This window comes from Trinickia dabaoshanensis (genome assembly GCF_002879885.1).
GTDB classification, from domain to species: domain Bacteria; phylum Pseudomonadota; class Gammaproteobacteria; order Burkholderiales; family Burkholderiaceae; genus Trinickia; species Trinickia dabaoshanensis.
On the sequence record NZ_PNYA01000006.1, the window covers coordinates 222,008 to 240,644 of the forward strand.

The 18,637-nt window shown below is 62.4% G+C and carries 14 protein-coding genes; 5 read left to right on the forward strand and 9 right to left on the reverse strand.

Annotation, left to right across the window (positions count from 1 at the left end; genetic code table 11):
- Nucleotides 1-133 precede the first annotated feature (133 nt).
- The gene (locus C0Z18_RS08780) at nt 134-2,278 is read left to right on the forward strand and encodes a hypothetical protein (protein ID WP_233217244.1); all 2,145 of its coding nucleotides are present in this window, start codon (nt 134-136) and stop codon (nt 2,276-2,278) included.
- 231 nt (nt 2,279-2,509) lie between these two features.
- Nucleotides 2,510-4,285 (forward strand): hypothetical protein, encoded by a 1,776-nt coding sequence (locus tag C0Z18_RS08785; RefSeq protein ID WP_233217245.1) that lies wholly within the window; start codon nt 2,510-2,512, stop codon nt 4,283-4,285.
- Nucleotides 4,286-4,354: 69 nt separating this feature from the next.
- On the opposite strand, the gene C0Z18_RS08790 is transcribed toward C0Z18_RS08785, so the two are convergent.
- From C0Z18_RS08790 to rsmD, 7 genes are all read right to left on the reverse strand, one after another.
- Nucleotides 4,355-5,512 (reverse strand): acyltransferase family protein, encoded by a 1,158-nt coding sequence (locus C0Z18_RS08790; RefSeq protein WP_102644993.1) that lies wholly within the window; start codon nt 5,510-5,512, stop codon nt 4,355-4,357.
- 12 nt (nt 5,513-5,524) lie between these two features.
- The gene (locus C0Z18_RS08795) at nt 5,525-6,931 is read right to left on the reverse strand and encodes a hypothetical protein (protein ID WP_146013974.1); all 1,407 of its coding nucleotides are present in this window, start codon (nt 6,929-6,931) and stop codon (nt 5,525-5,527) included.
- The gene (locus tag C0Z18_RS08800) at nt 6,928-8,106 is read right to left on the reverse strand and encodes a glycosyltransferase (protein ID WP_199189415.1); all 1,179 of its coding nucleotides are present in this window, start codon (nt 8,104-8,106) and stop codon (nt 6,928-6,930) included. Before C0Z18_RS08800 ends, C0Z18_RS08795 begins: the two co-directional genes overlap by 4 nt.
- 9 nt (nt 8,107-8,115) lie before the next feature.
- On the reverse strand, nt 8,116-9,351 hold the full coding sequence (locus C0Z18_RS08805) for a glycosyltransferase (protein ID WP_102644996.1): 1,236 nt from the start codon (nt 9,349-9,351) through the stop codon (nt 8,116-8,118).
- Nucleotides 9,352-9,855: 504 nt separating this feature from the next.
- Nucleotides 9,856-11,016, reverse strand: coding sequence for a glycosyltransferase family 4 protein (locus C0Z18_RS08810; protein ID WP_102644997.1), 1,161 nt, complete (start codon nt 11,014-11,016; stop codon nt 9,856-9,858).
- 202 nt (nt 11,017-11,218) lie between these two features.
- Nucleotides 11,219-11,713: a pantetheine-phosphate adenylyltransferase gene (gene coaD / locus C0Z18_RS08815; RefSeq protein WP_102644998.1), complete on the reverse strand. Its 495-nt coding sequence runs from the start codon at nt 11,711-11,713 to the stop codon at nt 11,219-11,221.
- A 107-nt stretch (nt 11,714-11,820) separates the two neighbouring features.
- Nucleotides 11,821-12,441: a 16S rRNA (guanine(966)-N(2))-methyltransferase RsmD gene (gene rsmD, locus C0Z18_RS08820; protein ID WP_102644999.1), complete on the reverse strand. Its 621-nt coding sequence runs from the start codon at nt 12,439-12,441 to the stop codon at nt 11,821-11,823.
- A gap of 248 nt (nt 12,442-12,689) precedes the next feature.
- Between rsmD and ftsY the strand changes: the two genes are divergently transcribed.
- Nucleotides 12,690-13,937 (forward strand): signal recognition particle-docking protein FtsY, encoded by a 1,248-nt coding sequence (gene ftsY, locus C0Z18_RS08825; RefSeq protein WP_102645086.1) that lies wholly within the window; start codon nt 12,690-12,692, stop codon nt 13,935-13,937.
- 78 nt (nt 13,938-14,015) lie between these two features.
- Here ftsY and maiA read toward each other — a convergent pair whose 3' ends face one another.
- The gene (gene maiA, locus C0Z18_RS08830; protein ID WP_102645000.1) at nt 14,016-14,660 is read right to left on the reverse strand and encodes a maleylacetoacetate isomerase; all 645 of its coding nucleotides are present in this window, start codon (nt 14,658-14,660) and stop codon (nt 14,016-14,018) included.
- A gap of 27 nt (nt 14,661-14,687) precedes the next feature.
- Complete coding sequence (locus C0Z18_RS08835) at nt 14,688-15,404, reverse strand: fumarylacetoacetate hydrolase family protein (protein WP_102645001.1); 717 nt, start codon at nt 15,402-15,404, stop codon at nt 14,688-14,690.
- Nucleotides 15,405-15,588: 184 nt separating this feature from the next.
- Between C0Z18_RS08835 and ybiB the strand changes: the two genes are divergently transcribed.
- Complete coding sequence (ybiB, locus tag C0Z18_RS08840; protein ID WP_102645002.1) at nt 15,589-16,539, forward strand: DNA-binding protein YbiB; 951 nt, start codon at nt 15,589-15,591, stop codon at nt 16,537-16,539.
- Nucleotides 16,540-16,896: 357 nt separating this feature from the next.
- Nucleotides 16,897-18,573 (forward strand): 2-isopropylmalate synthase, encoded by a 1,677-nt coding sequence (leuA, locus tag C0Z18_RS08845; RefSeq protein ID WP_102645003.1) that lies wholly within the window; start codon nt 16,897-16,899, stop codon nt 18,571-18,573.
- Nucleotides 18,574-18,637: the final 64 nt, after the last annotated feature.

An 18,637-nucleotide genomic window follows, 5' to 3' on the forward strand; every position in this document is an offset into this window, starting at 1 on the left:
CTTGTCCGCGCAGAGTTTCTCTTCATTGCATTGAATGTTTGCGTGGGCTGCCTCGAATGCCGTGCTGGCACAACGAAATTCGCCAGTTCGATGCATGCCGCGATCGAACCTTCTACTGCAGTCATGCCCGGACATGATCTATTCACGCCCCTCCATTGCTGCCGGCCTCGGCCAATTCTTGAAATGTTTATGTGGAATCCTATTTGCCGTTGCGAGTCTGGCGGCTCGCAATGCCGACGCGCAGTCCACGGTCAATATCGGGGGCATACCCTATACGTCGTGTGCATCCGAACATGGAACCTGCTCGTTCGACGGCTCGGCGAAGGTCGTCTTCGGGACCACTTCGCCTAGCCAAAAGCTGAGCATCCACGGACCGTTCAAGAACGGTGTGGCATGCGTCAACGGCATCGCGTCGCCAACCGATCCTGCGTACGGATACATGAAGCACTGTTGGTACGACAGTTCCACCGCGTACTGGAAAGCGACGCCGACGGGCGCAATCACGTGCTCCTCACCGACGACGAATCCCGGGGGAACGCCAACCGGCCCGATCAGCGCGGACACACCGAGTACCGATCCCGCGAGTACCAAATATCACGCCCGTTTGTTCGCCGAAGGCAGCGCTTTCCCGCTCGTTTTCGTCACGGCCGCCCCGTCGGCCGATCACGTCGCGTGGTCGATCCAGGATGATCGAGGCAACCTCAGGGGCAGCGGGACCTTCCCCGTCCCCAGCGGTAGGCAGACGAGTACGCTTTCTTGCACGTCCACCGCGAGCGGCTATTTCGCCGTCACCGCGACGCTGTTGCGCGCGGGCGGCACGCTGCCGGAAGCCGGCACCCGTCCCAAAGGCATCGCGACGTTCGGCGTCCTACCTGATCTTTCCTCGATCATTCCCGCCGTCACCTATGCCCGCCAAGATCAGCATCGCTTCGGCATGCAAGGGTTCTACGGCTGGGCGAAGACACTCAAGGACCTGGGCGTCTCGCAAATTATCGACAGCCGCCAAATGTCGTCCATGGAGCCGAACGGGCCGAACACATGGACACCGTCGCTCGATAACGTCGATCCGTTCTTCAAGAGCGGCGACATCATGCGGCTCGTGCGAGTCGATGGCATCCCGGCGTGGGCCAGTCCGACGGGCGCCTTCCAGGACAACACCCGGCTCCCCACCGATCTGAATTACTACCGGACTTTCATGGCGCGCGTGGGAGCCGATACGGCCGCCATTCGCCAGGCGTACTATCCGAACCAGCGTCACAACTACTATCAGGTGACGTGGGAACCCGACTGGAAGGACAGCGCGCCCGACTTCGTCGCGCTTTACAAGGCTGCCTATACCGGCTTGCACTCGACGGATCCGAATGCGGTCGTCATGGGCACGACGAGTCCCGATCCCGGGGCGTGCGCATGGTGCATGGGCGGTGTTTTGGCCACGTACGCATCGCTCGGACTGGGACAGTATCTCGATGGCGTAGTCACGCATAGCTATTACAGCGACAAACCTTCCCCCTCTCAACCGCCGGAGCAGCGCGACACCGATCCGGATCCGTCCAAAGCTTCGAGGGCGCTCGATTTGCAAATGCGTGCTTTACGCGCTCAGATGCAAGCCATCAGGCCCAACATGCGACTGTGGTCATCCGAGGTGGGCATCAGCTACGATCCGGGCTCCGCATACGGCCCGAACTATCCCTCGGCGAATCAACTGTACGCACAAGCCGCGGTCGCTGCGCGCACTCACCTCATCGTGCTCGGAGAAGGCGCTCAGGTCACCTACTTCTTTTACGGTGCCGATTTCCCCGAGGAAGCCGGTTACGGCTCGTTCTTCGACGTCGTCAATCCGCAAGGCTCGCACACCGCGCGCAACGTCAGTCCGAAGCCCGAGGCGATGGCATTCGCCGCCATGACGCGCATCATCGACGGCACCCGAACGCTCGGACACCTGAACGGATTGCCTAAGATGGTCTATGGCTACGCCTTCCAGCAGATGGGCGGCGGCACGGTGATCACCGCCTTGTGGACACATAACAACGCCAACTGGCCGACACCCGCCGGTTCGTACAGCCCCACCGCGGGCACGACCTATTCGCTGAAAGTGGATAACGTGGGAACGAACGGTACCGTCACCGTGCTCGACATGATGGGCAACCCCCACACAGTCGGCTACGTCAACGGCATCATGAACCTCACGTTGACCGAATCGCCCATCTACGTCGTATCGCAAAACGCTTCGGTCATGGCAGCACAGATTACTGCGCCGGTCGGATACACCGGACAGTAAGCATCGCACCGCGGGTCGGGCGAACGTCTCGCTCGGCTCGTTCGATCAACGCACGATGACTCTTGCCTGAACATGCTCACTACGACCGAATCGTCCGGCGCAGTCACGCTAGATCGCGCCCTGCCAACTCGCGCCATCCCACCGCGCGGTTACGGGTTCGTTGTGCTCTGCGTCGCCGCGAGTTCCGTCTCATCGATGGCCTATGCGCAGAACGCGGTCTTTTGGAAGCCCATGCCGACAGGCGCCGTCACCTGCGCGCCCCCCACTACGACCTCGGGTGGCACACCGGGCGGCCCGATCAGCGCGGATACACCGAGCGCCGACCGTACGCACATGTTCGCTCGACACAGCGCGTTCGACGTCGTGCTGATGACGGCCGCCCCTCACGCCGATCGCGTTGCCTGGTCGATTCGAGATCAGCTCGGCCACGTTTACGTGCACGGCGATTTCGCTGTCCCCGCGGGCGCACAAACGACCACGCTTTCATGCACCTCGACGGCGAGCGGTTATTTCGCCATTTCGGCCTCGCTGACACACGACGGCGCAGCGCTGCCGTCGGCCGGTACGCGCCCGCAGGGCATTGCCACCTTCGGCATCTTGCCGGACCTATCCGGAGTCATTCCCGCCGTTACCTATAAACACCAAGATCAACATCGCTTCGGCTTGCAGGGATTCAACGGCTGGACAGCGATGCTAACGAAGCTGGGCGTGTCACGCGTGATCGACGATCGGCAGTTGTCGGTCACGGAGCCCAAGGGGCCGAACACCTGGACATCGTCGCGCGCTCAGCTCAGCGCGTCTTTCAAAAGCGGTGCCATCATGCGACTCGTTCGGCTCGACGGCATTCCCGCCTGGGCCAGCCCGACCGGCGCCTTCCAAGACGATGCCTATGCCCCTAAGGATCTGGACTACTACCGGCAGTACATGGCCCGAGTGGGAGCCGAGACAGAGGCGATTCGCCAGGCCTACTTCCCCACGCAGCGGAACAACTACTATCAAGTGACGTGGGAGCCGAATTGGAAGGACTCGTCGGCCAACTTCGTCGCGTTATATAAGGCGGTGTACACGGGCTTGCACTCGACGGACCCCAATGCGGTGGTGATGGGCACCACGAGCCCCGACCCGGGCGAATGTTCGTGGTGCACGAGCGGATTCTTGCGACGGCACGCGTCGCTCGGATTGGGAAATTACATCGACGGCGTCGCAACGCACGCTTATTACGGCCCCCACCCATCGTCGTCCGAACCGCCGGAGCAGTACGATACCGATCGCGATCCCGCCAAAGCCGCCAAGGCGCTCGACCGGCAGATGCGCGCACTGCGCGCTCAGATGCAGGCGATCAAGCCTAATATGCCGCTATGGTCGACCGAACTGAGTATCGGCTACGACCCCGGCGCGGCATACGGCCCGAACTACCCGTCGGACAATCAACTGTACGCGCAGGCCGCGGTGGCGACCCGCGCTCACCTGATCGTCCTCGGCGAAGGTGCTCAAGTCACCTACTTCTTCTTCGGGGCGGATTTCCCGAAGGAAATCGGTTTTGGCACGTTCTTCGATATCGTCGATGCGCAAGGCTCCTACACCCCGAAGGCCGTCAGCCCCAAGCCCGAAGCAATGGCATTCGCCGCGATGACCCGCATCATCGACGGCACGCAAACGCTCGGACGCCTGAACGGACTGCCCCAAACGGCCTACGGCTACGCCTTCCAGCAGTTGGGCGGCGGCGCCGTGATCACCGCCTTGTGGACGCACAACAACGCCAACTGGCCGACACCCGCGGGCTCGTATAGTCCGACCTCGAGCATGACTTACTCGCTCAAGGTGGATAACGCGGGAACGAACGGTACCGTGACCGTGCTCGACATGATGGGCAACCCCTACACCGTCGGCTACGTCAACGGCACCGTGAAACTCACGCTGACCGAATCGCCCATCTACGTCGTGTCGAAAAACGCTTCGGTCATGTCGGCTCAGGTCACCGCCCCGGTCGGATACGCCGGCCAATAAGCGTAATAGGCGCGATAAGTGCGATAAGCGCCGCGCCTCCCACATCGATGCCCGGGAGGCGGCGCGTGCTTAGGCGTCCGTCGCGACTCGGGCCCGGCCAGCCGGCTCGAGTCGAACCGTGCGAATCCCTCGCAAGATTCGCCGGCGCATGGGCTGCTCGAACCGCGTGAAGACGACGATGCTCATCACGATGGCAAACACCAGGGCGATCCATCCGTTTCGTCCCGGCAGCCCAGCGATTTGCGCCCAATGCGCGAGCGGAACGTGGATCAGATAAAGCGAAAAGCTCGCTTCACCCAAGAGCACGAGCGGCCTTCGATTGAGCACCCCGAGCACCGGGCGCTCGAGCTGAGCCAATCCCAGAATCAGCGCGGTAAAGACGGGGGCCTCGAAAAAGAACGCGGGCATCGGTAGGCCGCTCACGGCGATACATGCGAGCACGATGAGCGCGCCGGCGATCAGCGCGATGCCACGGCGGTGCAACGATTCGCCGATGGCTTTCGCTCTCAGGTAGTAGAGCGCCGCCCCGACTCCCATCATGAATTCGGGAAAGTGCGTCAGGGGAAACTGATAAACGACGAATCCCGCTCTGTTGGCCGGTAAAAAGCGAATGACCGCCAAAATCCACGCTCCCTGTAAACACCACGCGGCCAAGCAAGTCATGAGCATCCGCCGATTGGACGTCGCACCGAAGCGCATCAGCAGCGATGGGAACACGGCGTAGAAGAACGCCTCGCAAGAAATACTCCACGCAGGACCATTCCACGGTTGATTGATCGCTGCAAGCGGGAACCACCCTGTCAACAGCAGGAGCTGCGCCAAGAGACTTGCCCCCAACGACAGCCACTTGTGATCCTTTATCGCATACCACTGGGCCATCAAATTATCGTGATGTCCGGCGACCACGTACGCGGTAACGGTCGCCGATAGCAACAGCGATAGCAACAGGACGGGGTAGACTCTGGCGAACCTGGCCAAATAGAACCGCGAGGTATTCAATCGAGTCGCCGGTTCGTAGTAGTTATAAGCTAGGACGAAGCCGGAGAGTACGAAGAAGAACGTGACCGCCGATCTTCCACCGTCGACGAATTTAAGGAAGAAGGCCGGCAGATGAAGAAAGCCCAAGGCCGTGAAGTGGCTCAACGCCACGGCCAACGCCGCGAAGAAGCGAGCGCTGGTCAACGACGCGATCTGGCCGCCGGTTTTCAAGGTGTTGGCGGATGTCATCGAATCTTCTCGTTAGGAATTGCGGGCTGCGGCATGCGTTCGAGCCAGGGCGCGACCGGCCGGCACAGCCATGCCGAGGTCGTTCATGCCGCCGCTGGAAGCGAGCTTGTCATACCGCGTGAGTGCACGCGCCTCGCGGCGAACGATCGGCAAATACGCCATGACGAAGATATAAGCGGCCGGTTCGCCTGCGATCGGCTCCGACACGAGCGCGGTCACTAAAATGGGCGCACAGGCCACCACCTTCCGCCAATTCGAGCGAGTCCCCGGCCGCCAACCCGATAAGGCCATGGCCTGGCAGGCAAAGCCGAAAATCCCGATCCCTCCAATACTGGAAAGCAGGCAAATACCGATATTGGACGATTGACTGCTGTACACCCCGTATCCGAACGGGTTCTCTCCGGCCCGTTCGAGCCCTGTCGAAATCGCCTGCGACCGATCGGAAAGCGAGCTTCCGTGCGTGGCGGATTTGTCCTTCAAGCCGATATACGGCGTGTACATCGCCATGGGGTACACGGAGCCCAAAGCGATCACCGTCGCCATCACCCTCAATGCGAGAAAGCGCCGCGATGCGAGTATAAAGATCAGCCCTAGTGCCGAGGCAAGAAGTACGATCCCCAGGGAGGAAAACGTCAAGATAGAACCGGCGATAAGGCCGAGCATCACGAGCTTGGAACGTCTCGTGAAGAATTCGTATATCAGGCAAAAACAGGCGATGGCCTGGTAGATCCCCGCCTCTCGAAAGAATCCGCAATAGCGGTCGAGCGTCACCGCTCCGGCGACAAAATCGGTGTACAGCATGGAAAGCGGGAAGTACACGGCCCCTACCGCCGCGGTCTGATCGATCGTGTCCGCCGAATAGCCCTTCACGTTCAACGTGAAGAGAAACAACGGATCTCGACTACCCAGCAATAGGGTCAAGAGAGTCGTCACGAGGGTCGAGAACCCGAGCAGCGAAACGACGGTACAAAATTGCCGGAAAAAGATCTGATTGGTGCGGGTGCTAAGTAGGAAGATCCCATACGGCACGAGAATGGCGATCGTGGTGAGAAGTTCCTTCGCCGCGAACCCCAAATTCGATCGATTGAACATCAGCGAGACCGGGCCTTCGTACAGCCAATACGCCAGCACCAAAAAAAAGAGGATCGCCATCTCGAAGCGCAACCCCGGTTGCGTAGGAGCGCGTCTTTTCCAACTCGACAGAATGTACGCGCCCACGAGCGTCACCGACGCTACCATCGCAAGCCAAGTGAAGCTCTGGCCAAGCGCAGCCGGGCGCATCAGAAATAGATTCAAGACGAGCCCGAAACTGATCGTCGATTCGAGCCGGTCCAACCATTTCTCTTTCGAGGCGCCGGCGTCGGACGTCTCGCCGCTCGCCTGCCTTCCCATCGCCCCTCGCTGGCGGGCCGTAGTCATAGTCGCCTCCCTCGGTACATCGCGAGCGCGTCGAGCAACGATTGCGTGGATCGGGTGATATGAAAGCGAGAAACGAAGCACTCTCTCGCACGAGCACGCATATCGGCCCACTCGTCCGCCGAAGTTTCGAGCCAGCGGCGCAGCAAACGCACGGCGCCGCCGAGGTCGTCCTTGTCGACGAAGCCGGCACGCCACTCGTCGATTTCGCGCCAGATATTGACCTTGTCGGTAATCAGCGTCGGTAGGCTTGCCGATAACGCCTCCGCCACCGATACGCCGAAGTTTTCCTGATGCGAGTGGAGCACGAACGCGTCCGATACGAGAAACGCGCCCCATTTGAGGTCGCCACCCAACATGCCCGTCCACGTCGTGCGCTCTGTCAGATGCAACTCGTCGCACAGCGCTCTCGTCGTCTTCGCGTATTCGCCGTCGTCCGGGCCGGCGATGATCAGGTGGACATCGGCGACCTCCTCTTGCGGGGCATTTTGCAGGCACTCGGCAAGGGCCCTAAGCGTCAGGTCGATACCCTTCTTTTCGTGGATGCGCCCGAGAAACAACAAGCTGCGTTTTCCCCGCAGATGAGGGAAGCGCTCGAGGAAAATCTCTCGCTGCGTCTGCAAATCGCCCAATGCACCCGTCGTGCCGTAGTTGACGACATGCTCATTGCAGCGATACGGCCAGAAAGACCGATGCGCCAAGATCCGCTCTTCTTCGGACGTGAAGAAAACCGCGTTGGCGTCGCGCAGCACCGGATACTGCGCCCACGGCCAATAGAGGCATTTCTTCAGGTGCTTGAGCGGGTAGCGCTCCTTGAACCAAGGGTCGAGCATGCCGTGTGTGAAGACATAGTACGGCGTCGACGAACGGCGCAACGCTCGCCACACGCCGAGCGAGGCGTAATTCCAAATACCGTTGACGATGACGAGATCGTATTTCGCTTTGTTGGCTCGCAGCCACGGGACCAGTTTGGGAGCAAACCTGAACTTACCGATGCCGGGTCCGACCGCATGGCAGGTCAGTTCGCATTGCTCGACACAGCTATCGCGCGGGCCGTCGAGCGACACGATCTCGACGGTGTTGCCTCTGCGCCGATGTTCTCTTGCTGTCTGCAAGACGACTTCGATCGGGCCGCCGTAGCTACGATCCACCGTGAACATCACGTGAAGTATGCGCAAGCTCATAAATCATATAGGAGTTGGTATGGTTTTGACATCGGGCCCGGCGATCGTCAATGCGGATCGCACAGTCTTCTTGAAGTTACTGACCGTATGGCCCGCGAGAAGCTTGCGGCCGTCCGATTCTCGAGCCGGTTCGTATTCCCGATCGAGAGCGAAGACTTCATCGATAGCGGCGTTGATAGCCGGAATCGACAAGTCGTCCAGCACCGGTCCGAGCCGATCCTGTTTGGCGAACCATCCGATGAGCCCGAAAGGCGAGGCCAGAACGGCTTTACCGTATCGATAGGCCTGCACGAGGACGGCACTCATACCGTAGTGCCCCTTGTAGCCCACCCAAACGGCGTCGCACGCGCAAAAGAGATCGGCTTCCATTTCGGATGAAATGAAATGGTCGAATACGACGACTCGCTCTTTCGAACGACTCCCAAGCGCCTTCAAAAACGCGCGAATGTCATCGTTTTGCTTGCCTGCGATCACGATGACGAGCGGCATGTCTCGTGTCATGCAGGCGTTGACCAGTTCCTTGACTCCTTTGCGGTCCGTGATCGCCCCATAGACCAAAATCATGCGCTCAGTGCCGATGCCGAGCCGCTCCCTCGCCTCGTCGCGCCCAACCGTTCCCCCTTCGGGGAACGGATCCGCGAGATAGAGAACCGCCGGCGAATGCTTGGCTAGACTCGTATTCGCATGCCAGCCGGGAAGAGTGGGATCGATCGTCAACACCGCGGACAGATTTCCCCGCCGCAACGCCCAAGAAAAAAGCTGCTTCTTCGCGTAATCGACGAGGGGGCGAGCGGGGACGTTCACGCCCATTTCGCGATGATGGAACGTCTGACGCATCACGACGCAGAACCAGGGCGACTTACCGAACGGGGAGCCGAGAAACGCGACGGCGTTGAGAATGTAGTCACCGAAAGGAACGACGACGATATCCACCGGTTCGGATCGGGTCACCTCGCGGTACACCCAGGCAAACCTGGCGTAAAAGGAGAAGTCCTCTTTGGCGAGTCCCAATAGCCGGTTCGCGATGGAAGGACGCCGTTGGTCCTCGCGATGCCAAAGCACGTGGACGTCCGCGCGGCCCGCTTGATAAGCTTCGATCAGAGCATGCTTGCAGTTCGAAGCGTCGGTGGCCACGACGCACTCGTATCCCGCCTCGATGAGCGCTTCCACGGCCCATTGGACATATCGCCAGCGATGGCCCGAAAAGTCCGGCTCAATGACAAGGGCGCGCGGTTTCATTTCGATATCCGAATATCATCGGCCATTGCCGGCATATGCGCGGCAAACACCGCGTCGCCGGCTTGGGAATCCGATATATAAATTACTTTGAAGCGGTGCATGAGCATCCTGAGCACACAGAGAAACACAATGGCCGGTTTTAACGAACTCTATCTTTCCCCCGGCTGGCCGCATGCCGCTGCGGCACAGGACCGCGAGGGACGTGATAGCCGCTCATATTGCCGATAACGAATTCGGATACGCATGAATTACCGATAGTGCCGAAGCAACGCCGATTTCTATCGGGCATACATACGCTTTTGGCTCGACCGGCATTCCGGTTGACAGAAATATGCCGCGCTGCAAAATGCGATGCAACAACAGCTTTAAAAATGGCCGAATACGCCTAAGCTCATACTTGGAATCGGTCGCGGCAGGAGCCGCAACTGCCAAACGATCCACCCCTGACGGGTGTCTTTTTCTCGGCTGCTCGCCGGCGGCTAGCGACCGTTCGCTCGCGCTGAGTCAACGAGCGCCAACGGCCCCCGCCAGCGCCAGCAGGTTCTCGGCGAAGAGTTCGGGCGTCCAGCGGCTGATCGTCTTCTCGGCTTGAGTGGCAAACCGTTCGCGCAGCGTTCGGTCGGTACCGAGTCGCCGCATCTTGTCCGCGAGTTGATCGACGTCACCAGGGCGCACCACGAATCCGTTGACGCCGTCGTGAACCAACTCGTTCGCACAGCCGCAGGTTTCAGACACGATCGCGGGCCGCCCGGAAGCCATCGCCTCGTTGACACAGAGCCCCCACTGATCGAATTCGCTGGCCAATACAACGAAATCGGACAATGCGTAAAAAGCCGGCATATCGCGATTGAGGACTTCGGTAACGATCCGCACTTGCTCGGATAAACCGAGCCGTTCGATCTGGGCGCGAATCGCTTGCTCCTGTGGACCTCGCCCGACGATTACCAGGCCGACACCTTGTTCGCCGAGCCCCGATTTCGCGAATGCATCGATCACGACCGGGACGTTCTTGCGCTCGACGAAACGACTGACGCACAGCACGTATCGCGACGGCAAGTCGAAGCGCTCTCGCGAGCCGGATGCATTGGCGCGAACCCGCTCCGCGGTTTCACGAAAGTAGGCGACATCGATGACATCGAAGCCGACTCGTGATCGCTGCATCGGAATGCCGAGCGATTGGGCGTAAAGGCGGTGCTTTTCGCCGGCGACCAACGCTCCATCGAAACGAGACACGAGGAGCCGTTTCAGAGCTTCCTTGACGCGGTGCCGCTTGCCGTCGTCGTGCTTCGAGTCGGACATATAAACGAGCCGGAAGCGGCGCAAGATCGTCCGTAGCAAGCACAGATAGATCGAGTAACTCGTGTGATAGCCGAGCGTGATGACGAAGTCGGGCCGCGTCGCACGGACGATCGCGCCTACCTTGGCGGCGACGAGGAGCCAATGCTTACGTTCACCGGGCGCGTTCTTGAAGACCGTCACCGTTTCGGGTGGCGCGTCCTGCATGAATGCGACTCGAGCGCTTTGCGGGTACTCGTAAAAATTATTGCTGTCGTAGAGTTCGATGAGCGAAACATCGAACCCGCGGCTTAACGCCAACTTCAACAGTGCCCGATATCGCGGGACGTGATAATCGCTCAAGTTGCCGATGACGAATTGGATACGCATAGCTAGCGCGAGAGTAGGCGTTGTGGTTACATTTTTGCTCGCGCTAGGATAGATCGCCGTACTTATACGACGCAATTGCGGACGAAAAAATGGCCGATAACCCCTAATAGGCGCTCGCCAATGGCGGCGATTTCACTGCCTCGATCTTCGTTCGTCGAGCGGGCGACCCAGACCGATTCGCCAAGTTCACAGACGCAAGCGTCTACGACCCTTTCGTCATTTCCGCCACCTTCTCGGTCAGCCATTTTTCGACCGAAGGGAAGACGAACTTGCTGACGTCGCCGCCAAGCTGCGCGATCTCGCGCACGATCGTACCGGAGATGAATTGATATTGATCCGACGGCGTCATGAACATCGTCTCGACGTCGGGCAACAGGTAGCGGTTCATCCCCGCCATCTGAAACTCGTACTCGAAATCGGACACGGCGCGCAGCCCGCGAACGATGACGCGCGCGTTGTTGGCCCGCACGAAGTCTTTGAGCAAACCCTTGAAGCTCATGATCTGGACATTCGGATAATGGCCCAAGACCTCTTGCGCGATGTCGAGGCGCTCCTGCAGCGTGAAGAACGGCTTCTTGTTGCGGCTATCGGCGACGCCGACGACGAGCGTATCGAAAATGCTCGACGCACGCCGAACGAGGTCTTCATGACCGCGCGTAAGCGGATCGAACGTACCCGGGTACACGGCGACTACCATCGACCATCTCCTGTCATCATCTTCGTTTGAGACGCGGGCATGCTACGCCGCCCGGCCTTGACGCGGCTTACCGTGGCCGACGTCTCTATTCCTGCCGAAAACGCGCATTATTCATCATTTTCGCGCTGCAGCAAATGGTAGTGTACGGCGCCCGCCTTGCCCTGTCGCGCGATGCGCCACCCGGCGAGCGACTCGGATTCGGCCAGGTCGAGCGCCTCCCCCGATTCCACATATAGATAGCCGCCCTCGGCGACGAGCGGCACACATGACTGCAGCGCGCGCGCCAGCATGCCCGGCTCGCCGAACGGCGGATCGAGAAAAACGACGTCGAACGAGCGCGGCGGCAGGCCCGGGGCGAGCCGCATGGCGTCGGCCTCCACCACTTCCACGGCTTGCGCGGACAAGCGCGCCCCGATTTCGCGTAGTTGGCGGGCCGCTTTCGCGTTGCGCTCGACCATGAGCACGCGCGCGGCGCCGCGCGATGCCGCCTCGAAACCGAGCGCGCCGGTACCCGCGAACAAATCGAGGCAACGCAAGCCGTCGAGCCGCTGCCCCAGCCAATTGAACAGCGTTTCGCGTACGCGGTCGGGCGTCGGGCGCAGCCCCTCGAGGTCGAGCACTTGCAGCGGCGTGCGCTTCCAGTCGCCGCCGATGATGCGGACGGTATTGGGCTTGCCGCGAACGGATGCGGCGCCGGAGGCGCGGGAGGCAGACGGGGAACGGGGCATGCGGGCAACTAAGGGTCGAAGGCGATGGGGCGCGCGAAAAAACGCGCGGGTGCAGCCGCCAACGTTACCACAGCCGGGGGCGAGGCCCGCGAGAAGCGTCCGAGCGCACGCCTTGGACGGCGCGCCTGCTAAAATGACGCGCTTATCGAGGGCATTGCCGCATTGCCGGTCCACCGCGGCGCATGCGCGGCCACGCGCCATTCATTGCCGCCGCGGGCTTTGCGCCGCGGCCTCCATCACGGCAGATCATGTTCAGCTTCTTCAAACGATTCAAGGGCGGGAAATCGTCCGAAACCCCGCCGCAGGACACGCCGGCGGCGCAAAGCCCCTCGCCGGCGGCAAGCGAAGCCGCAGCCGCGCAACCGGCCCCCGTTTCATCACCGGTTTCGGTGCCTGCCTCCGCTCCGGCCATCGCTCCGGTCCCGGGCAGCGCGCCCGCCGCCGCACCGGCGCCGCAGCCTGCCGCGGTACAACCGAGCGCCATTGCACGCACCGAAGCCGTACCGTCGGCCGCTGTCGAGCCGCTCGGCCTGGCGCAGCAAGCGGATGACATCGAAATCGAGGAAGTCGTCCCCCCTCCCGCGCCGGAACCGGGCCAGAAACAATCGTGGCTCACCCGGCTGCGCTCGGGTTTGTCGAAAACGAGCGCCGGCCTGACGGGCATCTTCGTACGCACGAAGATCGACGATGAACTCTATGAAGAGCTAGAAACCGCGCTTTTGATGTCCGACGCGGGCGTCGAGGCCACCGAATTCCTACTCGGCGCCTTGCGCGAAAAGGTCCGCACCGAGCGCCTGACCGATCCGCAACAAGTGAAGGCCGCGCTGCGCGCGCTGCTCGTCGATCTGCTCAAGCCGCTCGAAAAGTCGCTCATGCTCGGGCGCGCGCAACCGCTCGTGATGATGATCGCGGGCGTGAACGGCGCCGGTAAAACCACGAGCATCGGCAAGCTCGCCAAGCATTTGCAGCGGTTCGATCAATCGGTCTTGCTGGCCGCCGGCGACACGTTCCGCGCCGCCGCGCGCGAGCAGTTGACGATCTGGGGCGAACGCAACAACGTGACGGTCGTCTCGCAGGAAAGCGGCGATCCCGCCGCGGTCATCTTCGACGCCGTCAGTGCGGCGCGCGCGCGCAAGATCGACGTCGTCATGGCCGACACGGCCGGACGTCTGCCGACGCAGCTTCATCTGATGGAGGAACTGCGCAAGGTCAAACGCGTGATCGGCAAGGCGCAAGAAGGCTCGCCGCACGAAGTGCTGCTCGTGATCGACGCCAACACCGGTCAAAACGCGCTCGCGCAGGTCAAAGCCTTCGACGACGCGCTGACTCTGACGGGCCTGATCGTCACGAAGCTCGACGGCACGGCCAAGGGCGGCATTTTGGCGGCGATCGCGCGCCAGCGCCCGGTGCCGGTGTACTTCATCGGCGTCGGCGAAAAGGTCGAAGACTTGCAGCCGTTCAATGCGGAAGAATTCGCCGACGCGCTGCTCGGCTAAACCGCCCCGCCAAAAGGCGCGCGCGTCGCACCGGCAACGCGCGCCCGTCTCGCTTGTTTCCCTGTTTCCCTGTTTCCATTACTCAGCGTCCGGCTGTTTTTCGGGCGATGCGCGCACGAACGCGTCGTGCCGCAGCGCTTCGTCATAAATGCGTTGAATCGTCGGATACGCCGCCATATCGACGTTGAAACGCAGTGCGTTGAACACCTGCGGCACGAGCGCGAGATCGGCCATCGTCGGCGTGTCGCCATAAACGAACTGACCGGTGCGCGGATCGCCGGCAAGCCTCGGCTCGAGGGCGTCGAAGCCATTGGTGACCCAGTGCCGGTACCAGGCGTCCTTCGCCTCGTCCGTCACGTTCAGGCTGTGCTTCAGATACTTGAGCACGCGCAGGTTGTTCAGCGGATGAATCTCGCAGGCGATTTGCAGCGCGATCGATCGCACGTACGCGCGATCGCCCGGCGTGCTCGGCAACAGCGGGGGATTGGGATGCGTCTCCTCCAAATACTCGATGATGGCGAGCGACTGCTGCAGCACCAGGCCGTCATCGACGAGCGCGGGCACGATGCCGTCGGGATTGATGCGCCGATACTCGGGCATCAACTGCTCGCCCCCGCCGCGCAACAAGTGCACGGCCGCATAGTCGTAGGCGAGCCCCTTCAAATTGAGCGCGATGCGCACGCGATAGGCCGCCGAACTGCGGAAATAGCTATATAGCTTCATCGAAGCGTCTCCTCTCTTGTCTCGGCGTCAAACCACGCGCACCTTCAATTGGCCGAGCCCGTCCACGCCGCCCGTCATCACGTCGCCGCGCTGGACCGCCGCTACGCCCTCCGGCGTTCCCGTGAATATCAAGTCGCCCGGCTGCAGCGTAAACAGCGTCGACAAATAGGCGATGGTCTCGGCGCTCGACCAAGTGAGCGCCGAGACATCCGAGCGTTGCCGCTCGACGCCGCCCACCTCGAGCCAAATCGCGCCGCGCTCGATGTGCCCGACGCGTGACACCGGGTGAATCGGACCGAGCGGCGCCGAGTGATCGAAGCCCTTGGCGACGTCCCAGGGACGGCCCATTTTCTTGGCTTCGGCTTGCAGGTCGCGCCGCGTCATATCGAGACCGACCGCGTAGCCGTACACATGCTCCAGCGCGTGTTCGACGGCAATGTCGCGTCCCGCGCGGCCGATCGCGACGACCAACTCGATTTCGTGGTGAACGTCGCTCGTGCGCGGCGGATACGGAAACTCGTCCGTTGCTCCCGGCGCGACGTAGACCACGGCATCGGCGGGCTTCGAGAAAAAGAACGGCGGCTCGCGGTCGGGGTCGTGGCCCATCTCCCGCGCATGCGCCGCGTAGTTGCGGCCGACGCAGTAAATGCGGCGCACCGGGAAGCACTCGCTCGCGCTGGCGGCATCGACGGTTTCGGCGATCGGCACGGCGACGACCGGGGGCGGGGCAAAGACGAACTCCATCGCGCTTTCTCCATGATTCAATGAGCGCCGCGAACCGCTGCGCGCGGCCTTGGCGGAAACGTCGAGTTTAGCGCGAGCACGTGTCGAACGCCCGGCACGGGCGGCTTGCCAGATCGCGAAGGAATGCGATACTCGCCTTACCGTCACCATTACACGAGTGCTTTGCCGCTCTAGCTCGCGCCTCATGACCGCATCCACCGCAGAACGTTTCCCGTGCGCCCGCTTCATCAAGGAAATCGGGCGCGGCCCGCACGGGGCCCGCCCCCTTTCGCCCGACGACACCTACGCGCTGTACAGCGCGATGCTCGACGCCCGCGTATCCGACGTGGAGCTTGGCGCCGTCTTGTTGGCCTACCGCTTGAAAGGCGAGACGGCCGAGGAACTGGCCGCGATGCTGGCCGCGGCGCAAGCCTCGATCGAGCCGCTGCGCGTGCCGGGGGCCGTATCGATTCCGAGCTACAACGGTGCGCGCAAGCAACCGAACCTCGTGCCGCTGCTCGCGTTGCTGCTGGCCCGCGAGGGGGTGCCCACGCTCGTGCACGGGGTAACCGAGGACCCGGGCCGCGTGACGAGCGCCGAAATCTTCACCTGCCTGGGCATCGCCTCCTCGGCCTCGCATGGTCAGATCGAGGCTTCGCTCGGCGAGCGCCACGTCGCTTTCGCGCCCGTCGAAGTGCTGGCGCCCAAGCTCGCGCGCTTGCTCGCGCTGCGGCGCGTGCTGGGCGTGCGCAACTCCACCCATACGCTCGTCAAGATCTTGCAGCCGTTCGCGCCGGCGGGCTTGCGGCTCGTCAACTACACGCACCCTTCCTATCGCGACGCGCTGGCCGAACTCTTTCTCGGCCACCCCGAGGCGGCCGCCGGCGGCGCGCTGCTCGCGCGCGGTACCGAGGGCGAGGCCGTGGCCGACACCCGCAGGCAAGTGCAGATCGATTGGCTTCACGACGGCGTCGCGCAAACGCTCGTCTCGCCCGAACGGTCCTCGCCCGACGAAGCCAGCCCCGATCTGCCGGCCGCGCGCGACGCGCAAACGACCGCGGACTGGATACGCTCGGTCTTGGACGGCAAGGCGCCGGTGCCTCCGACACTCGCGCGGCAAGTCCAAGAAATCGTACGCATCGTGCGGACGCGGTGACACGCGGCCTGTTGACAGCGCGTGACGCGCTGTCATAGAGTGCGCTTTATGCGTTCGAACCTGAACCCCCTCCGAATTACCTCCGGCCGCCTAGCGCGGCCCCTATCGCTACGACTAGCGTAAGCCAGGCGTAGCGCCGCGCTGTCATTTGCGCGGTCCTCCAGCAGTACCCCAAGCCGTTTTCGTTTCACCCCCAAGCCGCAGTTCCTTCTACAACCCGTAGTCGTCAGCATTCGGCCGAGTACCGCTCGGACGGATCGCGAAATCGCCGACGTGGCAGCATTGCGTCCCAGCGCGAATCGGCCAGCCGCTCGATCCGCCGCGTTTCGCAGACGACCCGACGAACCGAGGTCCGTCATGCTTCGCACCCCCGCCGCAAAGTACCGTCCCTTCCCGCCCGTGCAGTTGGCCGGCCGCAAATGGCCCAACCGGACGATCGACCGCGCCCCGATTTGGATGAGCACCGATCTGCGCGACGGCAACCAAGCCTTGATCGAGCCCATGAACATCGAGCAGAAGCTCGAGTTCTTCGAGATGCTCGTCGCGATCGGATTCAAGGAAATCGAAGTGGGCTTTCCGTCGGCTTCGCAAACCGACTTCGATTTCGTGCGCAAGCTCATCGACGAAAAGCGCATCCCCGGCGACGTGACGATCGAGGTGCTCGTGCAATCGCGCGCCGATTTGATCGCTCGCACGTTCGAAGCACTCGAAGGCGCGCCGCGCGCGATCGTCCACCAATACAACGCGATCGCGCCCTCGTTCCGGCGCATCGTGTTCAACGCATCGAAGGACGACGTCAAAGCGCTGGCGGTCGATGGCGCGCGGCTGATCAAGGAGCACACGCAGCGGCGGCCCGGCACGCACTGGACCTACGAGTACTCGCCGGAAACGTTCAGCATGACCGAGCTCGCGTTCGCGCGCGAAGTATGCGATGCGGTCAGCGCGGTGTGGCGGCCCACGCCCGAGCACAAGATGATCGTCAACCTGCCGGCCACGGTCGAAGCCGCGACGCCGAACGTCTTCGCCGATCAGATCGAGTGGATGGATCGCAACCTCGCCTACCGCGACAGCATCGTCCTGTCCGTGCACCCGCACAACGACCGCGGCACCGCGGTGGCCGCGGCCGAACTCGCGCTGCTGGCCGGGGCCGATCGGATCGAGGGTTGCCTTTTCGGCAACGGCGAACGTACCGGTAACGTCGATCTCGTGACGCTCGCGCTCAACCTGTACACGCAGGGCATCGATCCGGGGCTCGACTTTTCCAATATCGATCGCGTGCGCCGCGTCGTCGAGCGCTGCAACGCGATCGCGGTCCACCCGCGCCATCCGTATGCGGGCGAACTCGTCTTCACCGCCTTCTCCGGCTCGCATCAAGACGCGATCCGCAAGGGCCTCGCGCAGCAAAAGAGCGATGGGCTTTGGGAAGTGCCTTATCTGCCGATCGATCCGGCCGACGTCGGACGCGGCTATGAAGCGGTGATCCGCGTCAACAGCCAATCCGGCAAGGGCGGCGCCACGTTCTTGCTCGAGCGCGGGCTCGGCTTCGCGCCGCCGCGGCGCGTACAAATCGAGTTCAGCCACGCCGTGCAACGCATCGCCGACGATTCGGGCGCCGAAGTCACGGGCGACGCGCTCTGCGCCCTTTTCTCACGAGAATATTTCGATGTGGGCGGACCGGCCGAACGCATCGATGCGTCGATTCGATGGCGCCACCGGGAGGTGGCCCGCATCGACGCGGCAGCCGCATACGACAGCGCGCAAGCCTGGGTGCGGGCCGTTGCGGACGCCCTGTCCAGCGCCTCGCGCGAGCGCGTGCGCATCGGCGAGTTCGAGACCGTGCCGACGAGCGACGGGCGCACGGCGGCTTTCGTCGCCTGCTCGCTCGAAGACGGCCGGCAAACCGGTGCCCAAGCGGTGCGCTACGGGGCCGGCGTGCACGTGAACCCGGCTATCGCGGCGGCCGACGCGCTCGTTTGCGCTTTGAATCGGCATGCGTGGGATCGAGAACGCTCGGACGAAGCCGCCGCCGCTTGAACGCTCGCGCGGCAATTGGCGTTTCACCCGCCACGAGCGGGCGAAACGGGCGGCGCGCGGCGCG

Excerpts from the sequence above, each read along its gene's own strand:
- C0Z18_RS08780 (WP_233217244.1), top strand. The coding sequence starts at position 134 with ATGATCTATTCACGCCCCTCCATTGCTGCCGGCCTCGGCCAATTCTTG.
- C0Z18_RS08785 (WP_233217245.1), top strand. The coding sequence starts at position 2,510 with ATGCCGACAGGCGCCGTCACCTGCGCGCCCCCCACTACGACCTCGGGT.
- C0Z18_RS08790 (WP_102644993.1), bottom strand. The coding sequence starts at position 5,512 with ATGACATCCGCCAACACCTTGAAAACCGGCGGCCAGATCGCGTCGTTG.
- C0Z18_RS08795 (WP_146013974.1), bottom strand. The coding sequence starts at position 6,931 with ATGACTACGGCCCGCCAGCGAGGGGCGATGGGAAGGCAGGCGAGCGGC.
- C0Z18_RS08805 (WP_102644996.1), bottom strand. The coding sequence starts at position 9,351 with ATGAAACCGCGCGCCCTTGTCATTGAGCCGGACTTTTCGGGCCATCGC.
- C0Z18_RS08810 (WP_102644997.1), bottom strand. The coding sequence starts at position 11,016 with ATGCGTATCCAATTCGTCATCGGCAACTTGAGCGATTATCACGTCCCG.
- coaD (WP_102644998.1), bottom strand. The coding sequence starts at position 11,713 with ATGGTAGTCGCCGTGTACCCGGGTACGTTCGATCCGCTTACGCGCGGT.
- rsmD (WP_102644999.1), bottom strand. The coding sequence starts at position 12,441 with ATGCCCCGTTCCCCGTCTGCCTCCCGCGCCTCCGGCGCCGCATCCGTT.
- ftsY (WP_102645086.1), top strand. The coding sequence starts at position 12,690 with ATGTTCAGCTTCTTCAAACGATTCAAGGGCGGGAAATCGTCCGAAACC.
- maiA (WP_102645000.1), bottom strand. The coding sequence starts at position 14,660 with ATGAAGCTATATAGCTATTTCCGCAGTTCGGCGGCCTATCGCGTGCGC.
- C0Z18_RS08835 (WP_102645001.1), bottom strand. The coding sequence starts at position 15,404 with ATGGAGTTCGTCTTTGCCCCGCCCCCGGTCGTCGCCGTGCCGATCGCC.
- ybiB (WP_102645002.1), top strand. The coding sequence starts at position 15,589 with ATGACCGCATCCACCGCAGAACGTTTCCCGTGCGCCCGCTTCATCAAG.
- leuA (WP_102645003.1), top strand. The coding sequence starts at position 16,897 with ATGCTTCGCACCCCCGCCGCAAAGTACCGTCCCTTCCCGCCCGTGCAG.